Genomic DNA, 18756 nt, shown 5'->3' on the forward strand with positions numbered 1-18756 from the left:
CCTTAATCCATAAAAATTTAATTTCTAGCCCATAGCGGCTATCAGGATAAAGCGATAAAAATTTAATTTAAGAAAGAGAATTTATGAAAGTAATCAAACGAAACGGCAGGACCGAGGAGCTGGACATCAGCAAGATAAAAAAATACACGACGGCGGCAGTCGCAGGCTTAGAAAACGTAAATTTAAGCGAGCTTGAAGTGGATGCGAAGATCCAGTTTCGCGACATGATCACGACCGAGGAGATCCAGCAGACCCTCATCAAAACCGCGGTCGATAAGATCGACATCGATCGCCCCAACTGGACATTCGTCGCCGCGCGGCTGTTTTTATACGACCTTTATCACAAAGTCACGGGCTTTAACGGCTACAACCACCTGCGCGAATACCTGCAAAAGGGCGAAAAAGCCGGACGCATCATCGCCGGTCTCAAAGAAAAATACGACCTTGACGACCTAAACGCATACATTCGCCCCGAGCGCGACTTGCAGTTTGCGTATCTGGGAATCAAAACGCTATATGATCGCTACCTCATCAAGGACAAAAACGGCGCACCCATCGAGCTTCCGCAGCAGATGTTTATGGCGATCGCAATGTTCCTCGCACAAAACGAGCTAGACTGCCAAGGCTGGGCGAAGAAATTTTACGACCTAATCTCTAAATTTGAAGTCATGCTCGCCACCCCGACGCTCTCAAACGCCCGCACTACGCGCCACCAGCTAAGCAGCTGCTACGTGGGCTCTACGCCCGATAATATCGAGGGGATCTTCGACAGCTACAAAGAGATGGCGCTGCTGTCTAAATTTGGCGGGGGCATCGGCTGGGACTGGTGCAAGGTGCGTGCGATGGGCGGCAGCATCGACGGGCACAAAAACGCAGCCGGCGGCATCATCCCGTTTCTAAAAGTCACCAACGACATCGCCGTCGCGGTCGATCAGCTAGGCACGAGAAAGGGCGCGATAGCCGTCTATATCGAGCCGTGGCATATGGACGTGGCGGACTTTTTAGACCTACGTAAAAACTCGGGCGAAGAAAGACGCCGCGCGCACGAGCTCTTCCCTGCGCTTTGGATAAACGACCTTTTTATGAAGCGCGTGCGTGAAAACGGGCGATGGAGTCTCTTTGACCCGGCACAAGTAAGCGACCTGTGCGACCTGTATGGTGAAAATTTCGAGCGCCGCTACGAGCAGTATGAAAACGACGAAGATATCCAAAAAAACGTCGTGCTGGCAAAGGAACTTTGGAAGAAAATTTTAACTAGCTACTTCGAGACCGGCATGCCGTTTTTATGCTTTAAGGATAACGCGAACAAGGCAAACCCAAACGACCACGAAGGCATCATCAGAAGCTCGAATTTATGCACCGAAATTTTCCAAAACACCGCGCCAAACTACTACAAAATCAAAATCACCTTTGATGACGGCGGCGAGCGGCTATTTGACGAGGAGGAGGACGTTACGATCGATAGCGGCATAACCAAAAAAGCTAAAAAGCTAAGCGCACTCGATAGCCTTGACGGTAGGCAAATTTTCATCGTCGAAAAAGAAAGCGTCGAGGGCAAAACCGCCGTGTGCAACCTCGCAAGCGTAAATTTAAGCAAGGTAAATAAAAAAGCCGACATCGAACGCGTAGTGCCAATCGCCGTGCGCATGCTCGATAACGTCATCGATCTAAATTTCTACCCGCACAAAAAGGTCAAACACACAAATTTAGCCTCCCGCTCGATAGGTCTAGGTGTCATGGGCGAGGCGCAGATGCTAGCCGAACGCGGCGTGAAATGGGGCAGCTACGAGCATTTCGCGCTGATAGACAGCATAATGGAAAACATCAGCTACCAAGCGATCTACACGAGCTCAAATTTAGCCGTCGAAAAGGGCAAATACCCGACCTTCGAGGGCTCGAAATGGAGTCGCGGCGTGATGCCGATCGACACCGCGAACGAAAACGCCAAAGCCTTGCTAAACCGCGGCGGGCTATTTGACGAGGATGTGTGCGACTGGGAGAAGCTGCGCGCAAAGGTGAAAACGGACGGCATGCGAAACGGCTATCTCATGGCGATCGCTCCCACAAGCTCGATAAGCATCCTTGTCGGCACCACGCAGACCATCGAGCCCGTGTATAAGCGCAAGTGGTTCGAGCACAACCTAAGCGGCATGATACCAAATGTCGTGCCAAATTTAAGCCCCGATACATGGCAGTTTTACACGCCGGCATACGAGCTAGACCAGCGCGTGCTCGTGCGTGCAGCCGCCGTGCGCCAAAAGTGGATCGACCAAGGGCAGAGCCTAAATATCTTTATGAGCCTGGATAAAGCAAGCGGCGGGTATCTGAGTGAAATTTACACGCTCGCGTGGGAGCTGGGACTAAAATCGACCTACTATCTGCGCTCGGAAAGCCCGGATAGTGAAAAGGTAAATAACGTCGCCGATCGCAGCATCGAGTGCGAGGGGTGCCAGTAACCATAAAAATAGTAAAAATTTCCATATTATTTTGACTTTAATATTTTTTAATCAAAATTTCAAACTCAAACTAAATTTGAGCGAATTTAAAAAAGTTCGCCCAAATTCCATGTATACCAAAATTAAAACCATAACGCAAATAAATCTAAATTTATAAGCCTATAATTAAAGCGTTACTCTTTTATTATGATAGAAGATATCATATTTTAAGCCAAATTTATCTATACTTCCAATAATTTTTAACTAAACAGGTCAGGGTATGAGAGAAATTTTAAAACGAGACGGAACCAGGCAGGAATTTGTCGCATACAAGATAGTCGATGCGATAAAAAAGGCGTTTGAAAGCGAAAACACACCATACGACGAGAAAATTTTCACAAATGTCGTTCAAGATATCTTTCAAAAATCAGGCGCCATAACGGTCGAAGATATCCAGGATGCGATAGAAAAAGAGCTCTTTGAGGGCCACTATTTCAACATCCTAAAAAGCTTCATGCTCTATCGCCACACGCACAAGCTCCAACGCGAGCAGGTCTTGGGGCTAAACGAAGATACGACTTATATAAATTCTACTCAAACGATAAACGAATACATAAACGGTACCGACTGGCGTATCGCTGCAAATTCCAACACCAGCTACTCAAACGCCGGTCTCATCAACAACACTGCAGGCAAAGTCATCGCAAATTACTGGCTGGACGCAGTTTATAGCAAAGAAGAGGGCATCGCGCACAGAAACGGCGACTATCACATCCACGACCTCGACTGTCTCACCGGATACTGCGCGGGCTGGAGCCTAAGAGCGCTTTTAAACGAGGGCTTCAATGGCGTTCGCGGGCGCGTAGAGAGCCGCGCGCCAAAGCATTTCCGCGAGGCGCTGTCTCAAATGGCGAATTTCCTTGGAATTTTACAGAGCGAATGGGCCGGAGCGCAGGCATTTTCGAGCTTTGACACATACCTAGCGCCGTATGTATTTAAAGACGATCTAAGCGACATCGAGATAAAAAAGGCGATCACGAGCTTTATCTTTAACCTAAACGTCCCGGCTCGCTGGGGCCAGAGCCCTTTTACCAACGTGACCATCGACATCACCTGCCCAAGCGACTTAAGAGATCAGATACCTACGTCAAACGACGTGCATTTGTTTTCGAATTTTACCGACGAAGCGGCGCTAAAACGCGCCAAGGAGCGCGGCAGAGACAAGCTCATAGATATGACTTATAAAGACTTTGAGCCTGAGATGGCGCGTATAGACAAGGCATTTTATGAAATTTTGACCGAGGGCGATAAATGCTCGCAGCCATTTACATTCCCGATCCCGACCGTAAATATCACCGAGGATTTCGACTGGGACAGCGAAGTGGCGCAGGTGCTCTTTGAAAATACCGCAAAAATGGGCTCCAGCTACTTTCAAAATTTCATCGGCTCACAATACACCATTGACGAAAATGGAAGACGTATCGCAAACGACTCGGCGTATAAGCCGGGACACGTGCGCTCCATGTGCTGCCGCTTACAACTTGATCTAAGAGAGCTTTTAAAGCGTGGCGGCGGGCTTTTTGGCAGTGCCGAGATGACCGGCAGTATCGGCGTAGTCACTATAAATTTAGCTCGCCTGGGCTACAACTACAAGGGCGACAGAAAAGGGCTCTACGCACGCCTTGAATACCTACTCGAGCTGGCCAAATCTACACTTGAGAAAAAGCGTAAATTTATCCAAGAGATGTATGATCGCGGGCTATATCCTTACACGGCGCGATATTTGAAGCATTTTAACAACCACTTCAGTACGATCGGCATAAACGGTATGAACGAGCTTTTGCGAAATTTTACCGGAGATAAAGAGAACGTTTCGACCAAATTCGGACGCGAATTCGCCCTTGAAATGGTAAATTTCTTACGCGACAAGATAAGAAGCTTCCAAGAGCTGACGGGCAACCTCTACAACCTAGAGGCCACCCCTGCCGAGGGCACGACATATCGCTTCGCAAAAGAGGACAAGAAGCGCTATCCTGACATCATCCAAGCCGGTATGGAGGAGAACATCTACTACACGAACTCCACGCAGCTTCCTGCAAATTTTACCGACGATGCATTCGAGGCGCTCGACCTGCAAGACGAGCTACAAAGCGCATACACCGGCGGAACGGTCTTTCACCTATATATGAAAGAGCGCATCAGCTCGCCTGAGGCCTGCAAAGAGCTCGTAAAAAACATCATCACGAACTACAAGCTGCCTTATATCACGATAACGCCGGTATTTAGCGTATGCTCTAAGCACGGATACATCGCTGGCGAGCATGAGTTCTGCCCGATCTGCGACGCCGAGCTGATAGAAAATGAAAAACGAAAAAATCAATCTTAATGAAAGGAGCAAACATGAGTGAAAAAGAAATTTTGACAAAACTCGCCGACAAACGCACAAAATGCGTAGTCTATACACGCGTCATGGGCTATCATCGCCCGGTCGAGAGCTTCAACCTCGGCAAAAAAGGCGAGCACAAAGAGCGCGTGAAATTTGACGAGTGCGCTAGCACTTGCCAAAAAAGCGCATAATCGCGCGAATCCGAAGGGCGAAGACTCATTCGCCCTTTTCGCCCAAGGAAAATTTTGCAACACCCGATATTTAGCATCACTCCCTTTACCACACTGGACTACCCTGGCAGAGTCGCCGCGATAGTGTGGTTTGCGGGCTGTAATATGCGCTGCGCCTACTGCTACAACATAGACGTCGTTTTATCAAGAGGCAAGCTAAGCGCCGAGGAATTTTGCGAATTTTTAGATAGACGCATAGGCAAGCTAAGCGGCATAGTCTTTAGCGGCGGCGAATGCACCCTGAGCCAGTCGTTTTTACCGCTCGCTCGCGAGGTCAAGGAGCGAGGTTTTGCGCTCAAAGTCGATACCAACGGCTCAAATCTACCCGTCTTAAAAGAGGCCATCTCGCAAAATTTGATCGATTACATCGCGCTTGATTTCAAAGCGCCAAAAGAGAAATTTCAAAGCGTGACCGGCTCGAGCCTATACGAGAAATTTATGGCTACGTTAGAGTTTTTACTAAGCATAAATTTTAGCTTCGAGGTGCGAACGACGCTGCATTTTGACCTACTAAACGAAAAAGATATCTCGCAAATGGCGCAAATTTTATACCAAAAGGGCTACGAAAAGGAGTATTTTTTACAAAAATTCCTCGATACGGGCGAAAATTTCGCAAATCTAAAAGAGCCTAAAAACAGCTTCGACATAGCCCTGATCGACTCGCCCATACCCATAAAACTACGAAATTTCTAGGTAGTCGCGATCGTTTGCCATTAAAAGATATAATCTTTTGAAATTCCAAAGGAGTCAAAATGAGTAAAATTTTAAACCAGACCTTCACACTGGCAAATGGCGTAAAGATCCCAAAGATCGGGCTTGGCACGTGGCTGGTAGATGACGATAAGGTCGCAGCCGCCGTGCGCGAAGCCATAAATTTAGGCTACCGTCACATCGACACTGCCGAGGCCTACGGTAACGAACGCGGAGTGGGCGAGGGCGTGCGAACATGCGCGGTGGCTCGCGAGGAAATTTTCGTGACGACGAAGTTGCGAGCCGAGATCAAAGACTACGAAACGGCAGCGGCTGCCATAGACGAGTCACTGCAAAAGCTCGGGCTTAGCTACATCGATCTCATGATCATCCATAGTCCGCAGCCTTGGACGGATTTTCGCGAGGGAGAGCACTTTTTTGAGGGCAATATCGCCGCATGGCGCGCACTAGAGGCGGCCTATAAAGCAGGCAAGCTACGCGCGATAGGAGTGTCGAATTTCGAGCGCATCGACATAGAAAACATCACCGCAAACTGCGAGATAAAGCCGATGGTAAATCAAGTCCTAAGTCACATCGGCAACACGCCGTTTGAGCTCATCGACTACTGCCAAAAGGCTGGAATTTTGATCGAGGCTTATTCGCCCGTCGCACATGGAGCGATCCTGCAAAATACCCAAGTCGCCGACATCGCCAAAGGCTACAGAGTGAGCGTCGCGCGCCTTTGCGTGAGGTATTGCATAGAGCTTGGGCTGCTGGCTTTGCCAAAGACCGCGAACGCCGCGCATATGAGAGAAAATGCGGATGTAGATTTTGAAATTTCGCCTGCGGATATGAAAATTTTAAAGCAGATCGCTCCGGTAGAAAACTACGGCGAGGCTAGTGTATTTCCAGTTTTTGGCGGCAAACTACACAAAGACGGCAGACTGGAAGCCAAGAATTTCAAGAAATAGCTAACGTCCGCGCGCGTCATATCATGTATTCAGGATCGCTGTCCTCGCCGTTAATGAGGTCGAAAATTTTAGCCTTGAGCTCGAAATATCTCACATCATGCGGGTTAAATTTGGGATTTGAGAGCTCTTTTATGATCCTGCCATCGTGCAAAACGACGATCTTACAAGCTAAAAACAGCGCCTCATCGATATCGTGAGTGACGAAAATACTAGTAAGCTTGCTTGAAATTTCTTTTAGCCTCAGCTGCAAATTTGCCCGTGTTATGGGGTCGAGCGCAGAAAACGGCTCGTCTAAAAACAAAATTTCAGGACTCAGGCTAAGGGCTCTTGCGATCGCGACGCGCTGCTTTTGTCCGCCGCTTAGCGAGTGTGGGAACATTTGAGCCCTGTGCGCGAGCCCGACAAGCCCCAAAAACTCCTGTGCACGGCTCTCGCGTAGCCCTTTGTCCTTCATACCGCTGCATTTTAGGGCAAATTTTATATTTTCTTTCGCGCTTAGCCAGGGCATGAGCGAATAGGTCTGCGTGATGATCTGGCGCGATTTATCCATGCTGACGCGACTAGTAAATTTGCGCTCGCCGATCCTGACCTCGCCGCCATCAAGCTCACTAGCGCCGCTTAGGATATTTAAAAGCGTCGTTTTGCCAGAGCCGCTACCACCGAGCAACACGCAAAATTCGTTGCGACTGATGCGCAAATTTATACTTTTTAAAATTTGGTGCTTGCCAAAGGATTTGCTTAAATTTTTTATCTCTATCATCGTCCCAACCTCGCTGCCGCCCACCTTTCAACCAGTGAAAATATAAAATTTATCCAGGTGCCGATCACGCCGATGACAAAGATCACGGCTAGCACCATATCGATGCGAAGCTGGTTTCGCGCGTCTATGATGAGATATCCCAGCCCGCTTTGAGCCCCGACCATTTCGCCCACGACTAAATTTATCCACGCGAGGCTGGCGGCGAGCTTTAGCCCCGAGATGATGCCAAAGAGGCTTGAGGGCAGGATGACGCCGATGATCGTTTGCAGCCTACTCGCTCCAAAGCCCCTAGCTGCCTGCATGAGCTCGGCAGGCGTGCTTTTGACGGCATTTGTAGTGAGTAACAGCATCGGGAAAAACACCGCATACGAAATGATGAAAATAGTCGGCTTATCACCGATTCCAAAAGCAAGCAGGGCAAATGGTATCCAAGCTATCGGCGATATCGGACGCAGTAACCCGATGAGCGGCTCAAAGGCACTCGCCACGCTAGGAAACAGTCCGAAAACCAGCCCGACCATGACGGCAAAAATACAGCCCAGCACGAGTCCCACGACATAGCGCGATATGGAAGCGGCGATACCGGTAGCTAAATTCCCTCTTTTTATGAGCTCTAAAAGTGCGGTCAAAGCATCTTCGGGCGAGGGTAAAAGATCGCCGCTAAAGCCCTGCCAAAGCGCCAAGACTGCGGCCAAAACTAAAATTTGATAAACATATCTCATCTTGCCTCCAGATACTCGCTGATGTCTAAATTTGCGAGATTTTCGTTGCCAAGCCCTTTGGCGACTAAAAAATCTCTAAGCTCCTTCAGCTCGGCCAAATTTAAGCCAAGATCGTCGTATCGCGCGATATTTTCGTCTAAAATTTGCTCCAAAAGCGCGGCTTTTTGATTCATTATCGCCTCACCGAGCCGTGCGCTGGCGGCATGCTCTTTCGTGATGAAAAGAGCGGCCTTTTTAAACGCCGCTAAAAGCTCGTCAAAATAGGGCTCGCTAAGCATATCCGAGCGAAAATTCAGCGTGCAGCATATATGGTTTGGCTTGATATCTTTTGAAAAGAGCAAATTTTTGGCGCGATTTTTGAAATTTACAGCCATTTGCCCGAAAGGCTCGGCGACGATGTAGGCGTCTATCTGGCGACTAAGCAGCGCGAACGGCATCTCAGGAGGCGGCATCTCTATCGTTATGAAGTCGATATTTTCGCGCCTTGCGATGATGTCAAGCAAAAAATAATGCATACTGAATTTAGACGGCACGGCGATCTTTTTTCCAGCTAGAGCGCGCACGCTTGATATATCGCTTCTAGCTACCAGTGACGAGCCGTTTTTGTGTGCGGATATGACGACTTTGATGTCGGCTTTATTCGCCCGTAGCATGAGCCCAAGCGGAGCTAGTAAAAAAGCCCCGTCTATAGCGCCCGCACGCAAGGCCTCGGCTAGATCGACCCAGCTTGCGAATTTTATCGGTACGATATTGAAATTTTGGCTTTGGCAAAGTTGCTTTGCAATAATAATTAGATGATCGCTTATGGGCACGAAACCGATCTTGACACCGATCTTCGGGGCACTAGCAAGCATCGGCAGTCCCTGAAGCGCCAAAAATCCGCCCAAAATTTGCAAAGCGTTTCGTCTATTCATAAACTCTCGTCCTAAATTTAAAATGTGTGATTATAGCGAGCGAGATTAAATTTTTACATAAAATTTACGATACAGCGATATAAAATTTCGATTTCTTATCATAAAGCAAGTATTTTTGCGAAAAAATAATGATATAATTCGCTCCACATTGTAAAAATAATGTAAATTTATCAGCATAAAAGGAGCGAAATTATGCAAAACAATGACGAAATTTTAGGCATCAAAGTCCAAAAATACGGGGCTTTAGAACCAAACGAAAATGGGGTTTATCCATACGAGGACGGCGTGGAATTTACCGACTACAACCACGCGATCAATCTTTACAAAAAGACCTTCCCCGACAAAAAGACCGTCATCGAACAAACCCCGGATCCGGCCGTGCGTGAAATGCTCCTTAACATGCAAGAGGCCGGGATCGAGACCGTTTTTGACAGATTTGACAAGCAAAAGCCTCAATGCACCTTCGGCATGGCGGGCATTTGCTGTAAAAACTGCTTCATGGGGCCGTGCAAGATAACCGCCAAAGCCACGCGCGGTATATGCGGTGCGACAGCGGACACGATCGTTTCGAGAAATTTACTCAGACACGTAGCTGCGGGCGCTGCGGCGCATGGAGCCAGAGGCAGAGAGACGATGCTGGCGCTAAAATACGCCGCCGAAGGCAAGCTGGACCTGCCGATCGAGGGCGAAGAGAAAATTCTAGCCGTGGCAGCGACTTTCGGGCTTGAGAGCGAGGGCAAGACGATAAAAGAGCTGGCCGGCCAGATCGCTGATATTTTGCTAGAAGATCTCTCGCGCACGGTGCCCGCCACTCACAAAACGATAGAGAAATTCGCCCCAAAAGAGCGTCAAGAGGTGTGGCGAGAGCTCGACTTGCTGCCTGTTGGCGTCTATCACGAGGTCTTTGAGAGCCTGCACCGCACGACTACGGGCACGGACGGCGACTGGCGAAACATCATGAAGCAGTTTTTGCGCACGGGAGTAGCGTTTGCGTGGTCGAGCACTCTAGGCACGTCGATCGCGATGGACTGCCTTTACGGCTTGCCAAAGCTAAACGACGCGCAGATAAATTTAGGCGCGATCAAGAAAGGCTTTGTAAATATCGCCGTGCACGGCCACTCGCCGCTATTAGTAAGCGTCATCGTAAAGCTTGGTAAAAGCGAGAAATTTCAGGAGCTGGCGAGGTCAAAAGGCGCACTTGGCATCCAGTTTTACGGCATTTGCTGTAGCGGACTATCGGCGATGTATCGCTACGACGGCGTCATCCCGCTCTCAAACGCCGTGGGCTCGGAGCTAGTCATGGGCACGGGGGCGATCGATCTTTGGATCGCGGACGTGCAGGATGTATTCCCGTCTATCATGGAGGTCGCGCAGTGCTTCAAAACCACGGTCGTAACGACAAGCGACTCGGGCAGACTGCCTGGGGCGGAGCATTACGGGTTTGATCATCATCACTCGAATTTAGCCGACATCCACGCGATAGCCGAGAAAATTTTAAACCGCGCTATCAAGAGCTTTAAGGCTCGCCGCGGCGTACCAGTCAAGATCCCGATATACTCGGTCGAGGCTAAAATGGGCTTTTCGGTCGAAAACGTCAATAAAATTTTCGGCGGACTAGAGCAGATAGCAGAGGCGATCAAAAGCGGCAAAATTTTAGGCCTCGTAAATCTCGTGGGCTGCTCGAACCCGCGCATCGTCTATGAAAAAGCCGTCGTCGAAGTCGCGCAAATTTTGCTAAAAAACAACGTCCTTATCATGACCAACGGCTGTGCGTCGTTCCCGCTTTTAAAGCTTGGCTTTTGCAACGCCGGTGCGCTGAAATCTTGCGGTGACGGGCTGAGAGAATTTTTAGAGCCTTACGATATCCCGCCGATCTGGCACATGGGCGAGTGCCTGGATAACGCGCGCGCCAGCGGTATGTTCAACGCGCTTTCGGCAAAGCTTGGCGTAAAGATCAAAGACCTGCCGTATGCTTTCACGAGCCCCGAGTGGTCGAACGAAAAGGGTATAGACGCCGCGCTTGCTTTTAGGCTGCTTGGCATCTCGTCTTATCACAGCGTGCAAGCTCCTGTAGAGGGCTCGCAGGCGGTGAAAGAATTTATGGCAAACGGCACGCTACCGATACTCGGTTCAAAAATGGTCGTAAATGTCGATCACAACGCACTTGCCGAAGGGCTCGTGGCTGATTTGAAAGCCAAACGCGAAGCTCTAGGCTGGGACTAGGCCAAATTTAGCCCCGGATTGACGGTGTCCGGGGCTGGCCCTCAAATGCTGCGAAATTTCATACCGCTATCAATTTTATTCAGCAAAATCAATACTCTATCGTAAGCGCTTCGCAAATATTTGACTCTGTTTTGAAACCCTTAAACGAACGCTTCGCAAATCTTACTTGCTCCACAAGACGCCGAACGTATAGCACTAAAATCGCAGTCAGCTGCCGCTTCCTTGATTTTAGGCGGCGATAGTGTCGCTTCATAAGATTTGACTACGCTAGAATGTTTAAAATTTTAAAAATCAACACTTTTTAAAACAGAGCCATCTTACTCGCTCCATGAGCACCATAGCACAGGCACAAACAGCGCGAGCAACCAAGCGAAAATTTCCAAAAATTTTAAAATTTGTAGGATCAGGCAAGGATTTTGGAGTATCTATCTATCGCCGTTTGCTTTTAAAGGGCTATAATTTTTAAAATTTCAAAGGAGAAAGCATGCAAGATTTTAGTTTCTGTAATCCCACTCGTATCGAATTCGGCAAAGGTAAAGAGCGAAATATCGGCTCATACATGAAAGAGTTCGGCGCTAAAAAAGCGATCATCATCTACGGTAGCGAACGTGTGAAAAAAGCGGGCTTTTCGACACGGCGGCAGACAGCCTGAGGCGAAACGGCATAGAATTTACCCAGTGTGGTGGCGTGAAAAGCAACCCCGTGCTGAGCAAGGTAAAAGAAGCGATCAAGATCGCCAAGGATTTTGGCGCTGATAGCGTGCTGGCTATCGGCGGCGGCTCGGTGCTAGACAGCGCCAAGGCGGTCGCGGCGGGAGCCTGCTATGACGGCGATGTTTGGGACTTTTTTACAGGTAAGAGTCCGAGCCGGGCACTAAAGATCTTTGACGTCATCACGTTAGCCGCGACTGGCAGCGAGATGAACAGCGGTGCTGTCGTGACGAGAGAAGAGACCCGCCAGAAATACGCCATAGACGGGCGCGTGCTATACCCGAAGGTCTCGATCATCGACTCCGAGCTGCAAGCCAGCGTCAGCCGCGAATATCTAGTGTATTCGGCAAGCGACATCATCGCGCACAGCATAGAGGGCTATTTCACCGCGAGCGTCCAGCCGGGACTCATCAGCTCATACGTCGAGGCCAATATCAAAGCCGTCATCAAAACGACTGAAATTTTGCTCGCAAATCCCGATGATTACGATGCTAGAGCTGAATTTGCCTGGGCTGCGACGATGGCGCTGAACGGCCTGACCTACGTCGGCACGGGCGGCTATAGCTACCCAAATCACATGATCGAGCACGCGATGAGCGCGGTGACAGACTGCGCACACGGAGCGGGGTTATCGGTCGTGATGCCAGCTTGGATGAAGTGGTATAAGGACAGGAATTTAGCTCAGTTCGAGCGCTTTGCGCGTGAAATTTTTGGCCTTAAGGGCGCAGACGAGGGCATCGCGGCGGTGCTGCCGACCATGCAGGCGCAAAAAAGCGGACAGATCATAAACATCTCCTCCGTCGCGGGGCTCAAAGTCTCCTCCGGCATCGGCACGGTGTATAGCGCGACGAAATTCGCGGTCAAAACGATCTCCGAGGGCTTGCGCGCCGAGAGTAAGGGCGATGTGCGCGTCTGCACGATCTATCCGGGCGCGATCGCTACGGAGCTTACGCAGCATTCTAGCGACGAGGCGGCAAAAGCTGGCATACAGGCGTTTTACGCGGCAAACGAGATCACTCCTGACGCGGTCGCTCGCGCTATCGTTTTTGCCGTTTCGCAGCCAGCCGATGTCGATATAAACGATATCACGATACGCCCGAGCAGGCAGGAATTTTAGGCTGAATTTACGCTTCGGGCGGGCTTGGGCGAGTTAAATTTATATGCTCACACGAGACAGTTTGCGGTGTAGCTCGCCCGGATTTTGGACTGCGTTAAATTTAGCTTTGCCGTTAAATTTACACTTTCGGGTATCGTCGCACCCTACGCCGATGTCGCGTGATGCTTTGTGATTGCGCGCGGCGAATTTTGGCTTTAACGACGCAAGAGAGCTGGCGCGGGCTTAAAATTTAAAGAACGGCTGGTAGCGATTTTGTCGCTTTATGCTGTTTGGCGCGCACGGCCAAAAAACGAGCAAAATTTAGCCTTGTTCGGGCGGTAAATTTACAAACGAAAGGAAAATATGAAATTTATGAAATCTGTCATTTTGCCCTGCGTGGCGGCTATAAATTTATGTGCTGGCGAGCCGGTCGTAAATTTTTTCGAGCTGACAAACGCGCCGGGAAAATTTGAAAATTTTAAAGAGCTGGGCGAAGAAAACATCGTAAATTCGCTCGAAAAAGAGCGTGGCACGCTGGCGATGATGTGCGTCAGCCGCGTGGACGATGAGAATTCGCACTTCGTATTTGAGATCTATGCGGATGAGGCGGCATACGAAGCGCATAGGCAGACGCCCCATTTTAGGGCTTATATCGAGCAAAGCAAAGACTTGGTCGTAAGGAAAGAATTTATAAAAATCAAAAATTTGATCTCGCTTAGCAAGAGCGCATTTGCGGGGTAAACCGCCTAGCGTGCGGTAAAATTTCAAGGAGAGAAGCATGAAAAGACGCGAATTTTTAGGCTTTGGGGCGGCATTCGTGCTACTTGCTAACGCGCCATATTTGGTCGCACAAGAAAGGAAAAATATCATGAAACTAACGAAAAAAGCGAACGAATTTTACAAAAGCTGGCTAGGCGGGGTTCATCCGTTAGAAAGCAGCGATCCTGAATTTGTCGAAATTTATCTAAATTTTTTATTTGACGATGTAAGCAGCGAGATAAATTTAAGCACTGATGAGCGGCTAAAAATCACGCTCGCTTGCCTTGTAGTCATCGGTGCGAAGCGCGCTTACGGCAGGCTTGTGGGTGCTGCGCTAAAAAATGGCGTAAAGCCAGGGGAGATAAGAGAAATTTTGTATCAAGCCGTGCCTTATATTGGCTTTGGTAGGGCTGAGGAGCTGTTTTACGCGATGAACGAAGCGTTTAAAAAAGCGGGCGTGGCGCTACCGCTAGCAAATGCCGCCACTACCACGCGCGAAAACCGCGAAGCAAAAGGGCTTGCTGTGCAGCGAGAGCTTTTTCCTAATATCGATAAATTTAACGCCGCTACGCCCGTAGACGAGAAACATATCCGCAAATTTCTTTCGGCGCACTGCTTTGGCGATTTTTACACGAGAGAGGGCTTGGAGCTTAAATTTCGTGAGCTGCTGACCTTTGTATATGTGCTATCTTTGGGTTATGCACGTCCGCAGCTTTTAGGGCATATCGCTGGGAATTTTCATGTCGGCAACGACCGCGCCAAGCTAATAAATGTTACGACCGCACTCGTGCCCTTTATCGGCTATCCGATGGCGCTAAATACCTTTGCTGCGATCGATGAGGTCAGTAAAAAGGGATAAATTTAAAGCGAAAATTAGGAGCTAAAATGAAAATTTTAAAATTTTTCGTGCTGGTGGCGATGCTAGCGCTAAAATTAAATGCAGGAGAGAGCATGAAAATAGAGGTCAAATTCGAAGGCGTTACGCTAAAAGCTACATTAAACGATAGCACGGCAGCAAAACAGCTTTATGCGATGTTGCCGCTAAATTTGAAGCTTGAAAATTTTGGCGATTTGGAGAAGATTTTTTACTTGCCCGGCAAACTCGATACGGTCGGCATGAGCGCGAACGAGCGCGTACAAAGCGGTGACATCACCTACTACGCGCCGTGGGGCAACGTGGCGATATTTTATAAACCCTACGGTGGCAACGGCGATCTTTACAAGCTTGGTAAATTTGACGAGGATATAGCAAGGCTCGTAAAATTTAACGGCGAAATAATCGTGCAAAAAGCGGAGTAAAATTTTAGTAAATTTAGAGGAGAAAAAATGCAATACGTAAATTTAAACGACGGCAACAAAATGCCGATTTTGGGCTACGGCGTGTATCAGATCGAGGATCTAAAAGAGTGCCAGCGCTGCGTAGAAGACGCGCTCGCGGTCGGCTACCGCCTGATAGACACCGCGCAGGCGTATTTTAACGAAGAGGCTGTGGGCGCGGCGATAAAAACCGCACTGGCTGGCGGCGTCAGGCGCGAGGAGCTTTTCATCACCACCAAGCTTTGGATCAGCGATATGAGCGAGAGCGGGGCGGCTAGGGCGTTTGAAGCGTCTATGAAGAAGCTGGAGCTTGACTATCTCGATCTTTATCTTTTGCATCAGCCTTTTGGCGACGTGTATGGCGCGTGGCGGACGCTGTCGCGACTAAAAAACGAGGGGCGCATCCGCTCGATCGGCGTTAGCAACTTCTACCCCGATCGCTTGATGGACTTTTGCCTGCATAACGAGATAGCTCCCTCGGTCGATCAAGTCGAGTGTAGCCCGATGCATGCGCAGTTTGAGGCGCAAAAGACGATGGAGGAGCTTGGCGTAGCGATGCAGAGCTGGGCACCATTTGGCGAGGGGCGAAGCGGACTGCTCGAAAATGAAATTTTAAAATCTATCGGCGCAAAGCACGGCAAGAGCGTGGCTCAGGTCATCTTACGCTGGCTCGTGCAGCGCGGCGTCATCGTCATACCAAAGACGGTGAGCAAGGAGCGAATGGAGCAAAATTTCAGCGTTTTTGACTTCGCGCTTGACGAGGCGGACATGGCGCGTATCGCGAGAATGGACGGCAAAAAGAGCCTGTTTTTAGACCACCGCGACCCGCAAACGGTTAAATTTTTAAGCGATTATCATAAAAATAGGAGTTAAATTTGATAGACATCAAGTATTTTCGGTTCGTGTTCGCGTTTATAATGGCGCTTTTTATGTCGTGCATCATCGCGGGCGTGCTGACTTACATAAATTTAGGTTTGATCGAGGGCTTTTTTAAAATTTGGATGCAAGGCTGGGCAAAAGCCTTTGTCGTAGCGTATCCGTGCTTGCTTTTGCTGTTTCCTATCGTGACTAGGATGGCAAATGCGCTGTGTAGAAAATGAGAGTGTGAAAAGGCGCGAATTTCTAGGCTTTACTGCGATGTTCGCGCTGCTTGCTGACGCGCCAATTTGGTCGCGCAAGAAAGGAAAATACAATGAAACTAACAAAAAAGGCGAGCGAATTTTACGAGAGCTGGCTGGGCAGCACTCATCCGCTTGAGGATAGCGATCCCGAATTTACGGAGATTTATCTAAATTTTTTATTTGACGATGTGAGTAGCGAGATAAATTTAAGCACCCACGAGCGGCTAAAAATCACGCTTGCCTACCTCGCGGTAATCGGCGCGAAGCGAGCTTACGGCAGGCTCGTTACAGCTGCGCTCAAAAACGGTGTGAAGGCAGGGGAGATAAGAGAAATTTTATATCAAGCCGCCCCTTACGCGGGTTTTGGCAAGCTCGAGGAGATATTTTACGCGATGAATGAAGCTTTTAAGCAAGCGGGCGTGACATTGCCGTTAGCGGACGCCGGCACGACTACACGCGAAAACCGCGAAGAAAAGGGGCTTGCCGTGCAAAAAGAGATATTTCCCGCTATCGATAAATTTAACGCCGACGCGCCCGAGGACGAGCGCCATATCCGTAAATTCCTCTCTGCAAATTGCTTTGGCGATTTTTACACTAGAGAGGGCTTGGAGCTTAAATTTCGCGAGCTGCTGACATTCGTATACGTGCTATCTTTGGGCTACGCAAAGCCGCAGCTTTTGGGACACATTGCGGGGAATTTTCACGTCGGTAACGACCGCGCAAAGCTCATAGACGTCACGACCGCTCTGGTGCCATTCATCGGCTATCCGGTGGCGCTAAATGCCTTTGCCGCGATCGATGAGGTCAGCAAAAAGGGCTAAAAAGCATCACTCCTGCGGCTTTAGATCCTCCAGCCTATTAGCCTCAAATTTCACGTTCAGTTCAGCTATCTCGGGCTCGTTTTGTATGGCTTTGCTTGAAAGCTGCTTAAAGCGCTCCACCTTGCCAAGCAGCCCTTGCTTGCCCACTAGCGAGGTCACGGCTTGATTGTAGTGGTTGCTCGCGGTATTTAGCGTGCCGCCAAGCCTCGCCAAAGCGTCCGCCACGCCGCAGACTTTGTTGTAAATTTCACCCGCACGAGCGGCGATCTGCTGGGCTTCTTGGTTGCCACGCTCGATGCGCCATAGATTTGCTATCGTGCGCAGGATCGGCATCAGCGTCGTGTGAGAGACCAGCACGACCTTGCGCTCGTAGCCGTAGTTGAAAAGCCCAGTGTCAAATTTCATCGCCTCGATATATGCGGGCTCGACCGGCATGAACATCAGCACGAAGTCAGGGCTCTTTAGCCCGTCAAGCGAGGCGTAGTCCTTCTTTGCGAGCTCGTCGATGTGCCTCCTCACCGAGCGGACATGCTCGCTCAAAGCCGCACTCGCCTTTGCCTCGTCGCCCGCACTGACTGCCTCCTCGTAGGCGTTGAGAGAGACCTTGCTGTCGATGACGATGTGTTTTTCATCGGGTAGCCTGATGATGAAGTCAGGCACTGCCCTATCTCCACTCTCGCTTTTGAAATTTTGCTGCGTGAAGTAGTGCTCGCCCTTTATGAGTCCCGCAAACTCTAGCGTGCGCTCCAGCTGCGCCTCGCCCCAGTTGCCGGCGATCTTGTTGTTGCCCTTTAGGGCGGTCGTGAGGCTGTGCGCCTCTTTTGACATATTTAGCCCGATGTTAAGCACCTGCTTTATCTGCTCCTCCAGGCTCACGGAGCTTTTGACCGCCTCGCTATGCACCTCGTTCACGCGGTTTTGAAAGCCGGCTATCTGCTCGCGCAGGGGCTTTAAAAGCAGCTCCAGCGAGGTCTGGCTCGTTTTATTAAAAGAGCTTGTCTTTTCCTCGAAAATTTTATTTGCAAGGTTTTGAAATTCTAAATTCAGGCTTTGCTTGAGCTGGGCTAAATTTTCCTCTTGGGCGCGTAAATTTTGCTCCTTTGCGCTTAGCTCGCTTTTTTGCACCTCGATGCTTTTTTCAAGCTCGCTTTTTTGCGATCCCATCGCCTCTAGCCGTGCGGTCAAAATTTTTAAATTTTCATCCAGCTTGGCATTTTGCTCTTGTTTTTCATTTAGCGTGGCTCTCACACTTTCCAGCTCGCCCTTTAGATCCTCCACGCTCTTTTGGCTTTGGATATTTGCCGCCTTTAGCTCCATGATGATCTGTTCTTTATTTTTTAGAAACTCTTTGTTGCTTCGATTTTCGCCGCTCTCCTCGCCTAAATTTTGATTTAGCTCGGATATGGTTCGCTCCAGCTCATCCTCTTTGAGCAAGGCTGCTTCAAGCTTGCTTTCTAGCTCGCTATTTTTGGCTTCATTTGCCCTTAGCATGGCGTTTGCAGTGCTAAATTTATTGCTTAGAATGATAGTAAAAACGATAAATCCAAGCAAGATCACGCCTAGCGCTATAATAGCGATCAGCAGCTGATTTTCATTCATTT

General features: G+C 49.3%; 16 protein-coding genes and 1 pseudogene. 13 read left to right on the forward strand and 4 right to left on the reverse strand.

Going from position 1 to position 18756, the window contains the following annotated elements; translation table 11 throughout:
- Positions 1-83 precede the first annotated feature (83 nt).
- The 5 genes from HMPREF1139_RS01810 (at position 84) to HMPREF1139_RS01830 (ending at position 6712) form a co-directional block, all read left to right on the forward strand.
- A complete protein-coding gene (locus HMPREF1139_RS01810) occupies positions 84-2456 on the forward strand; it encodes a ribonucleoside-diphosphate reductase subunit alpha (protein WP_009649782.1) in 2373 nt (790 codons plus the stop codon).
- A 259-nt stretch (positions 2457-2715) separates the two neighbouring features.
- Positions 2716-4821 (forward strand): ribonucleoside triphosphate reductase, encoded by a 2106-nt coding sequence (locus HMPREF1139_RS01815; protein WP_009649485.1) that lies wholly within the window; start codon positions 2716-2718, stop codon positions 4819-4821.
- A gap of 14 nt (positions 4822-4835) precedes the next feature.
- The gene (gene nrdD, locus HMPREF1139_RS11940) at positions 4836-5012 is read left to right on the forward strand and encodes an anaerobic ribonucleoside-triphosphate reductase (RefSeq protein ID WP_009649543.1); all 177 of its coding nucleotides are present in this window, start codon (positions 4836-4838) and stop codon (positions 5010-5012) included.
- 54 nt (positions 5013-5066) lie between these two features.
- Positions 5067-5744 carry an anaerobic ribonucleoside-triphosphate reductase activating protein gene (locus tag HMPREF1139_RS01825; RefSeq protein WP_009649618.1) on the forward strand — a complete coding sequence of 226 codons (678 nt, stop codon included), beginning with the start codon at positions 5067-5069 and terminating at the stop codon, positions 5742-5744.
- A gap of 59 nt (positions 5745-5803) precedes the next feature.
- Positions 5804-6712 (forward strand): aldo/keto reductase, encoded by a 909-nt coding sequence (locus HMPREF1139_RS01830; protein WP_009649454.1) that lies wholly within the window; start codon positions 5804-5806, stop codon positions 6710-6712.
- Between the two features lie 16 nt (positions 6713-6728).
- On the opposite strand, the gene HMPREF1139_RS01835 is transcribed toward HMPREF1139_RS01830, so the two are convergent.
- From HMPREF1139_RS01835 to HMPREF1139_RS01845, 3 genes are read right to left on the reverse strand one after another with little or no spacing between them, the layout of a single operon-like run.
- The gene (locus HMPREF1139_RS01835; RefSeq protein ID WP_009649541.1) at positions 6729-7472 is read right to left on the reverse strand and encodes an ABC transporter ATP-binding protein; all 744 of its coding nucleotides are present in this window, start codon (positions 7470-7472) and stop codon (positions 6729-6731) included.
- The gene (locus HMPREF1139_RS01840) at positions 7469-8194 is read right to left on the reverse strand and encodes an ABC transporter permease (RefSeq protein WP_009649774.1); all 726 of its coding nucleotides are present in this window, start codon (positions 8192-8194) and stop codon (positions 7469-7471) included. Before HMPREF1139_RS01840 ends, HMPREF1139_RS01835 begins: the two co-directional genes overlap by 4 nt.
- Entirely contained in the window at positions 8191-9108 is a 918-nt protein-coding gene (locus HMPREF1139_RS01845) for an ABC transporter substrate-binding protein (RefSeq protein ID WP_009649860.1), read from the reverse strand. Before HMPREF1139_RS01845 ends, HMPREF1139_RS01840 begins: the two co-directional genes overlap by 4 nt.
- 192 nt (positions 9109-9300) lie before the next feature.
- On the opposite strand from HMPREF1139_RS01845, the gene cooS reads away from it, so the two are divergent.
- From cooS to HMPREF1139_RS01885, 8 genes and pseudogenes are all read left to right on the forward strand, one after another.
- Positions 9301-11331 (forward strand): anaerobic carbon-monoxide dehydrogenase catalytic subunit, encoded by a 2031-nt coding sequence (gene cooS, locus HMPREF1139_RS01850; RefSeq protein WP_009649622.1) that lies wholly within the window; start codon positions 9301-9303, stop codon positions 11329-11331.
- Positions 11332-11815: 484 nt separating this feature from the next.
- Positions 11816-13158, forward strand: a pseudogene (locus tag HMPREF1139_RS01855) (iron-containing alcohol dehydrogenase).
- Between the two features lie 342 nt (positions 13159-13500).
- A complete protein-coding gene (locus HMPREF1139_RS01860; RefSeq protein WP_009649676.1) occupies positions 13501-13878 on the forward strand; it encodes a putative quinol monooxygenase in 378 nt (125 codons plus the stop codon).
- 37 nt (positions 13879-13915) lie between these two features.
- Positions 13916-14755 (forward strand): carboxymuconolactone decarboxylase family protein, encoded by an 840-nt coding sequence (locus HMPREF1139_RS01865; RefSeq protein WP_009649591.1) that lies wholly within the window; start codon positions 13916-13918, stop codon positions 14753-14755.
- 26 nt (positions 14756-14781) lie between these two features.
- A complete protein-coding gene (locus HMPREF1139_RS01870; RefSeq protein WP_009649470.1) occupies positions 14782-15195 on the forward strand; it encodes a cyclophilin-like fold protein in 414 nt (137 codons plus the stop codon).
- A 27-nt stretch (positions 15196-15222) separates the two neighbouring features.
- A complete protein-coding gene (locus HMPREF1139_RS01875) occupies positions 15223-16086 on the forward strand; it encodes an aldo/keto reductase (protein WP_009649884.1) in 864 nt (287 codons plus the stop codon).
- A 2-nt stretch (positions 16087-16088) separates the two neighbouring features.
- On the forward strand, positions 16089-16313 hold the full coding sequence (locus tag HMPREF1139_RS01880; RefSeq protein ID WP_009649784.1) for a DUF2798 domain-containing protein: 225 nt from the start codon (positions 16089-16091) through the stop codon (positions 16311-16313).
- Positions 16314-16405: 92 nt separating this feature from the next.
- A complete protein-coding gene (locus tag HMPREF1139_RS01885) occupies positions 16406-17155 on the forward strand; it encodes a carboxymuconolactone decarboxylase family protein (RefSeq protein WP_009649551.1) in 750 nt (249 codons plus the stop codon).
- A 6-nt stretch (positions 17156-17161) separates the two neighbouring features.
- On the opposite strand, the gene rmuC is transcribed toward HMPREF1139_RS01885, so the two are convergent.
- Positions 17162-18754, reverse strand: a complete 1593-nt coding sequence (rmuC, locus tag HMPREF1139_RS01890) for a DNA recombination protein RmuC (protein WP_009649432.1) — start codon at positions 18752-18754, stop codon at positions 17162-17164.
- Between the last annotated feature and the right edge of the window lie 2 nt (positions 18755-18756).

Origin of the sequence: Campylobacter sp. FOBRC14, from assembly GCF_000287855.1 — a bacterium.
Taxonomy (GTDB): domain Bacteria; phylum Campylobacterota; class Campylobacteria; order Campylobacterales; family Campylobacteraceae; genus Campylobacter_A; species Campylobacter_A curvus.

Excerpts from the sequence above, each read along its gene's own strand:
- HMPREF1139_RS01845 (WP_009649860.1), bottom strand. The coding sequence starts at position 9,108 with ATGAATAGACGAAACGCTTTGCAAATTTTGGGCGGATTTTTGGCGCTT.
- cooS (WP_009649622.1), top strand. The coding sequence starts at position 9,301 with ATGCAAAACAATGACGAAATTTTAGGCATCAAAGTCCAAAAATACGGG.
- HMPREF1139_RS01870 (WP_009649470.1), top strand. The coding sequence starts at position 14,782 with ATGAAAATTTTAAAATTTTTCGTGCTGGTGGCGATGCTAGCGCTAAAA.
- HMPREF1139_RS01840 (WP_009649774.1), bottom strand. The coding sequence starts at position 8,194 with ATGAGATATGTTTATCAAATTTTAGTTTTGGCCGCAGTCTTGGCGCTT.
- HMPREF1139_RS01830 (WP_009649454.1), top strand. The coding sequence starts at position 5,804 with ATGAGTAAAATTTTAAACCAGACCTTCACACTGGCAAATGGCGTAAAG.
- HMPREF1139_RS01885 (WP_009649551.1), top strand. The coding sequence starts at position 16,406 with ATGAAACTAACAAAAAAGGCGAGCGAATTTTACGAGAGCTGGCTGGGC.
- rmuC (WP_009649432.1), bottom strand. The coding sequence starts at position 18,754 with ATGAATGAAAATCAGCTGCTGATCGCTATTATAGCGCTAGGCGTGATC.
- HMPREF1139_RS01865 (WP_009649591.1), top strand. The coding sequence starts at position 13,916 with ATGAAAAGACGCGAATTTTTAGGCTTTGGGGCGGCATTCGTGCTACTT.
- HMPREF1139_RS01815 (WP_009649485.1), top strand. The coding sequence starts at position 2,716 with ATGAGAGAAATTTTAAAACGAGACGGAACCAGGCAGGAATTTGTCGCA.
- nrdD (WP_009649543.1), top strand. The coding sequence starts at position 4,836 with ATGAGTGAAAAAGAAATTTTGACAAAACTCGCCGACAAACGCACAAAA.
- HMPREF1139_RS01810 (WP_009649782.1), top strand. The coding sequence starts at position 84 with ATGAAAGTAATCAAACGAAACGGCAGGACCGAGGAGCTGGACATCAGC.
- HMPREF1139_RS01860 (WP_009649676.1), top strand. The coding sequence starts at position 13,501 with ATGAAATTTATGAAATCTGTCATTTTGCCCTGCGTGGCGGCTATAAAT.
- HMPREF1139_RS01835 (WP_009649541.1), bottom strand. The coding sequence starts at position 7,472 with ATGATAGAGATAAAAAATTTAAGCAAATCCTTTGGCAAGCACCAAATT.
- HMPREF1139_RS01875 (WP_009649884.1), top strand. The coding sequence starts at position 15,223 with ATGCAATACGTAAATTTAAACGACGGCAACAAAATGCCGATTTTGGGC.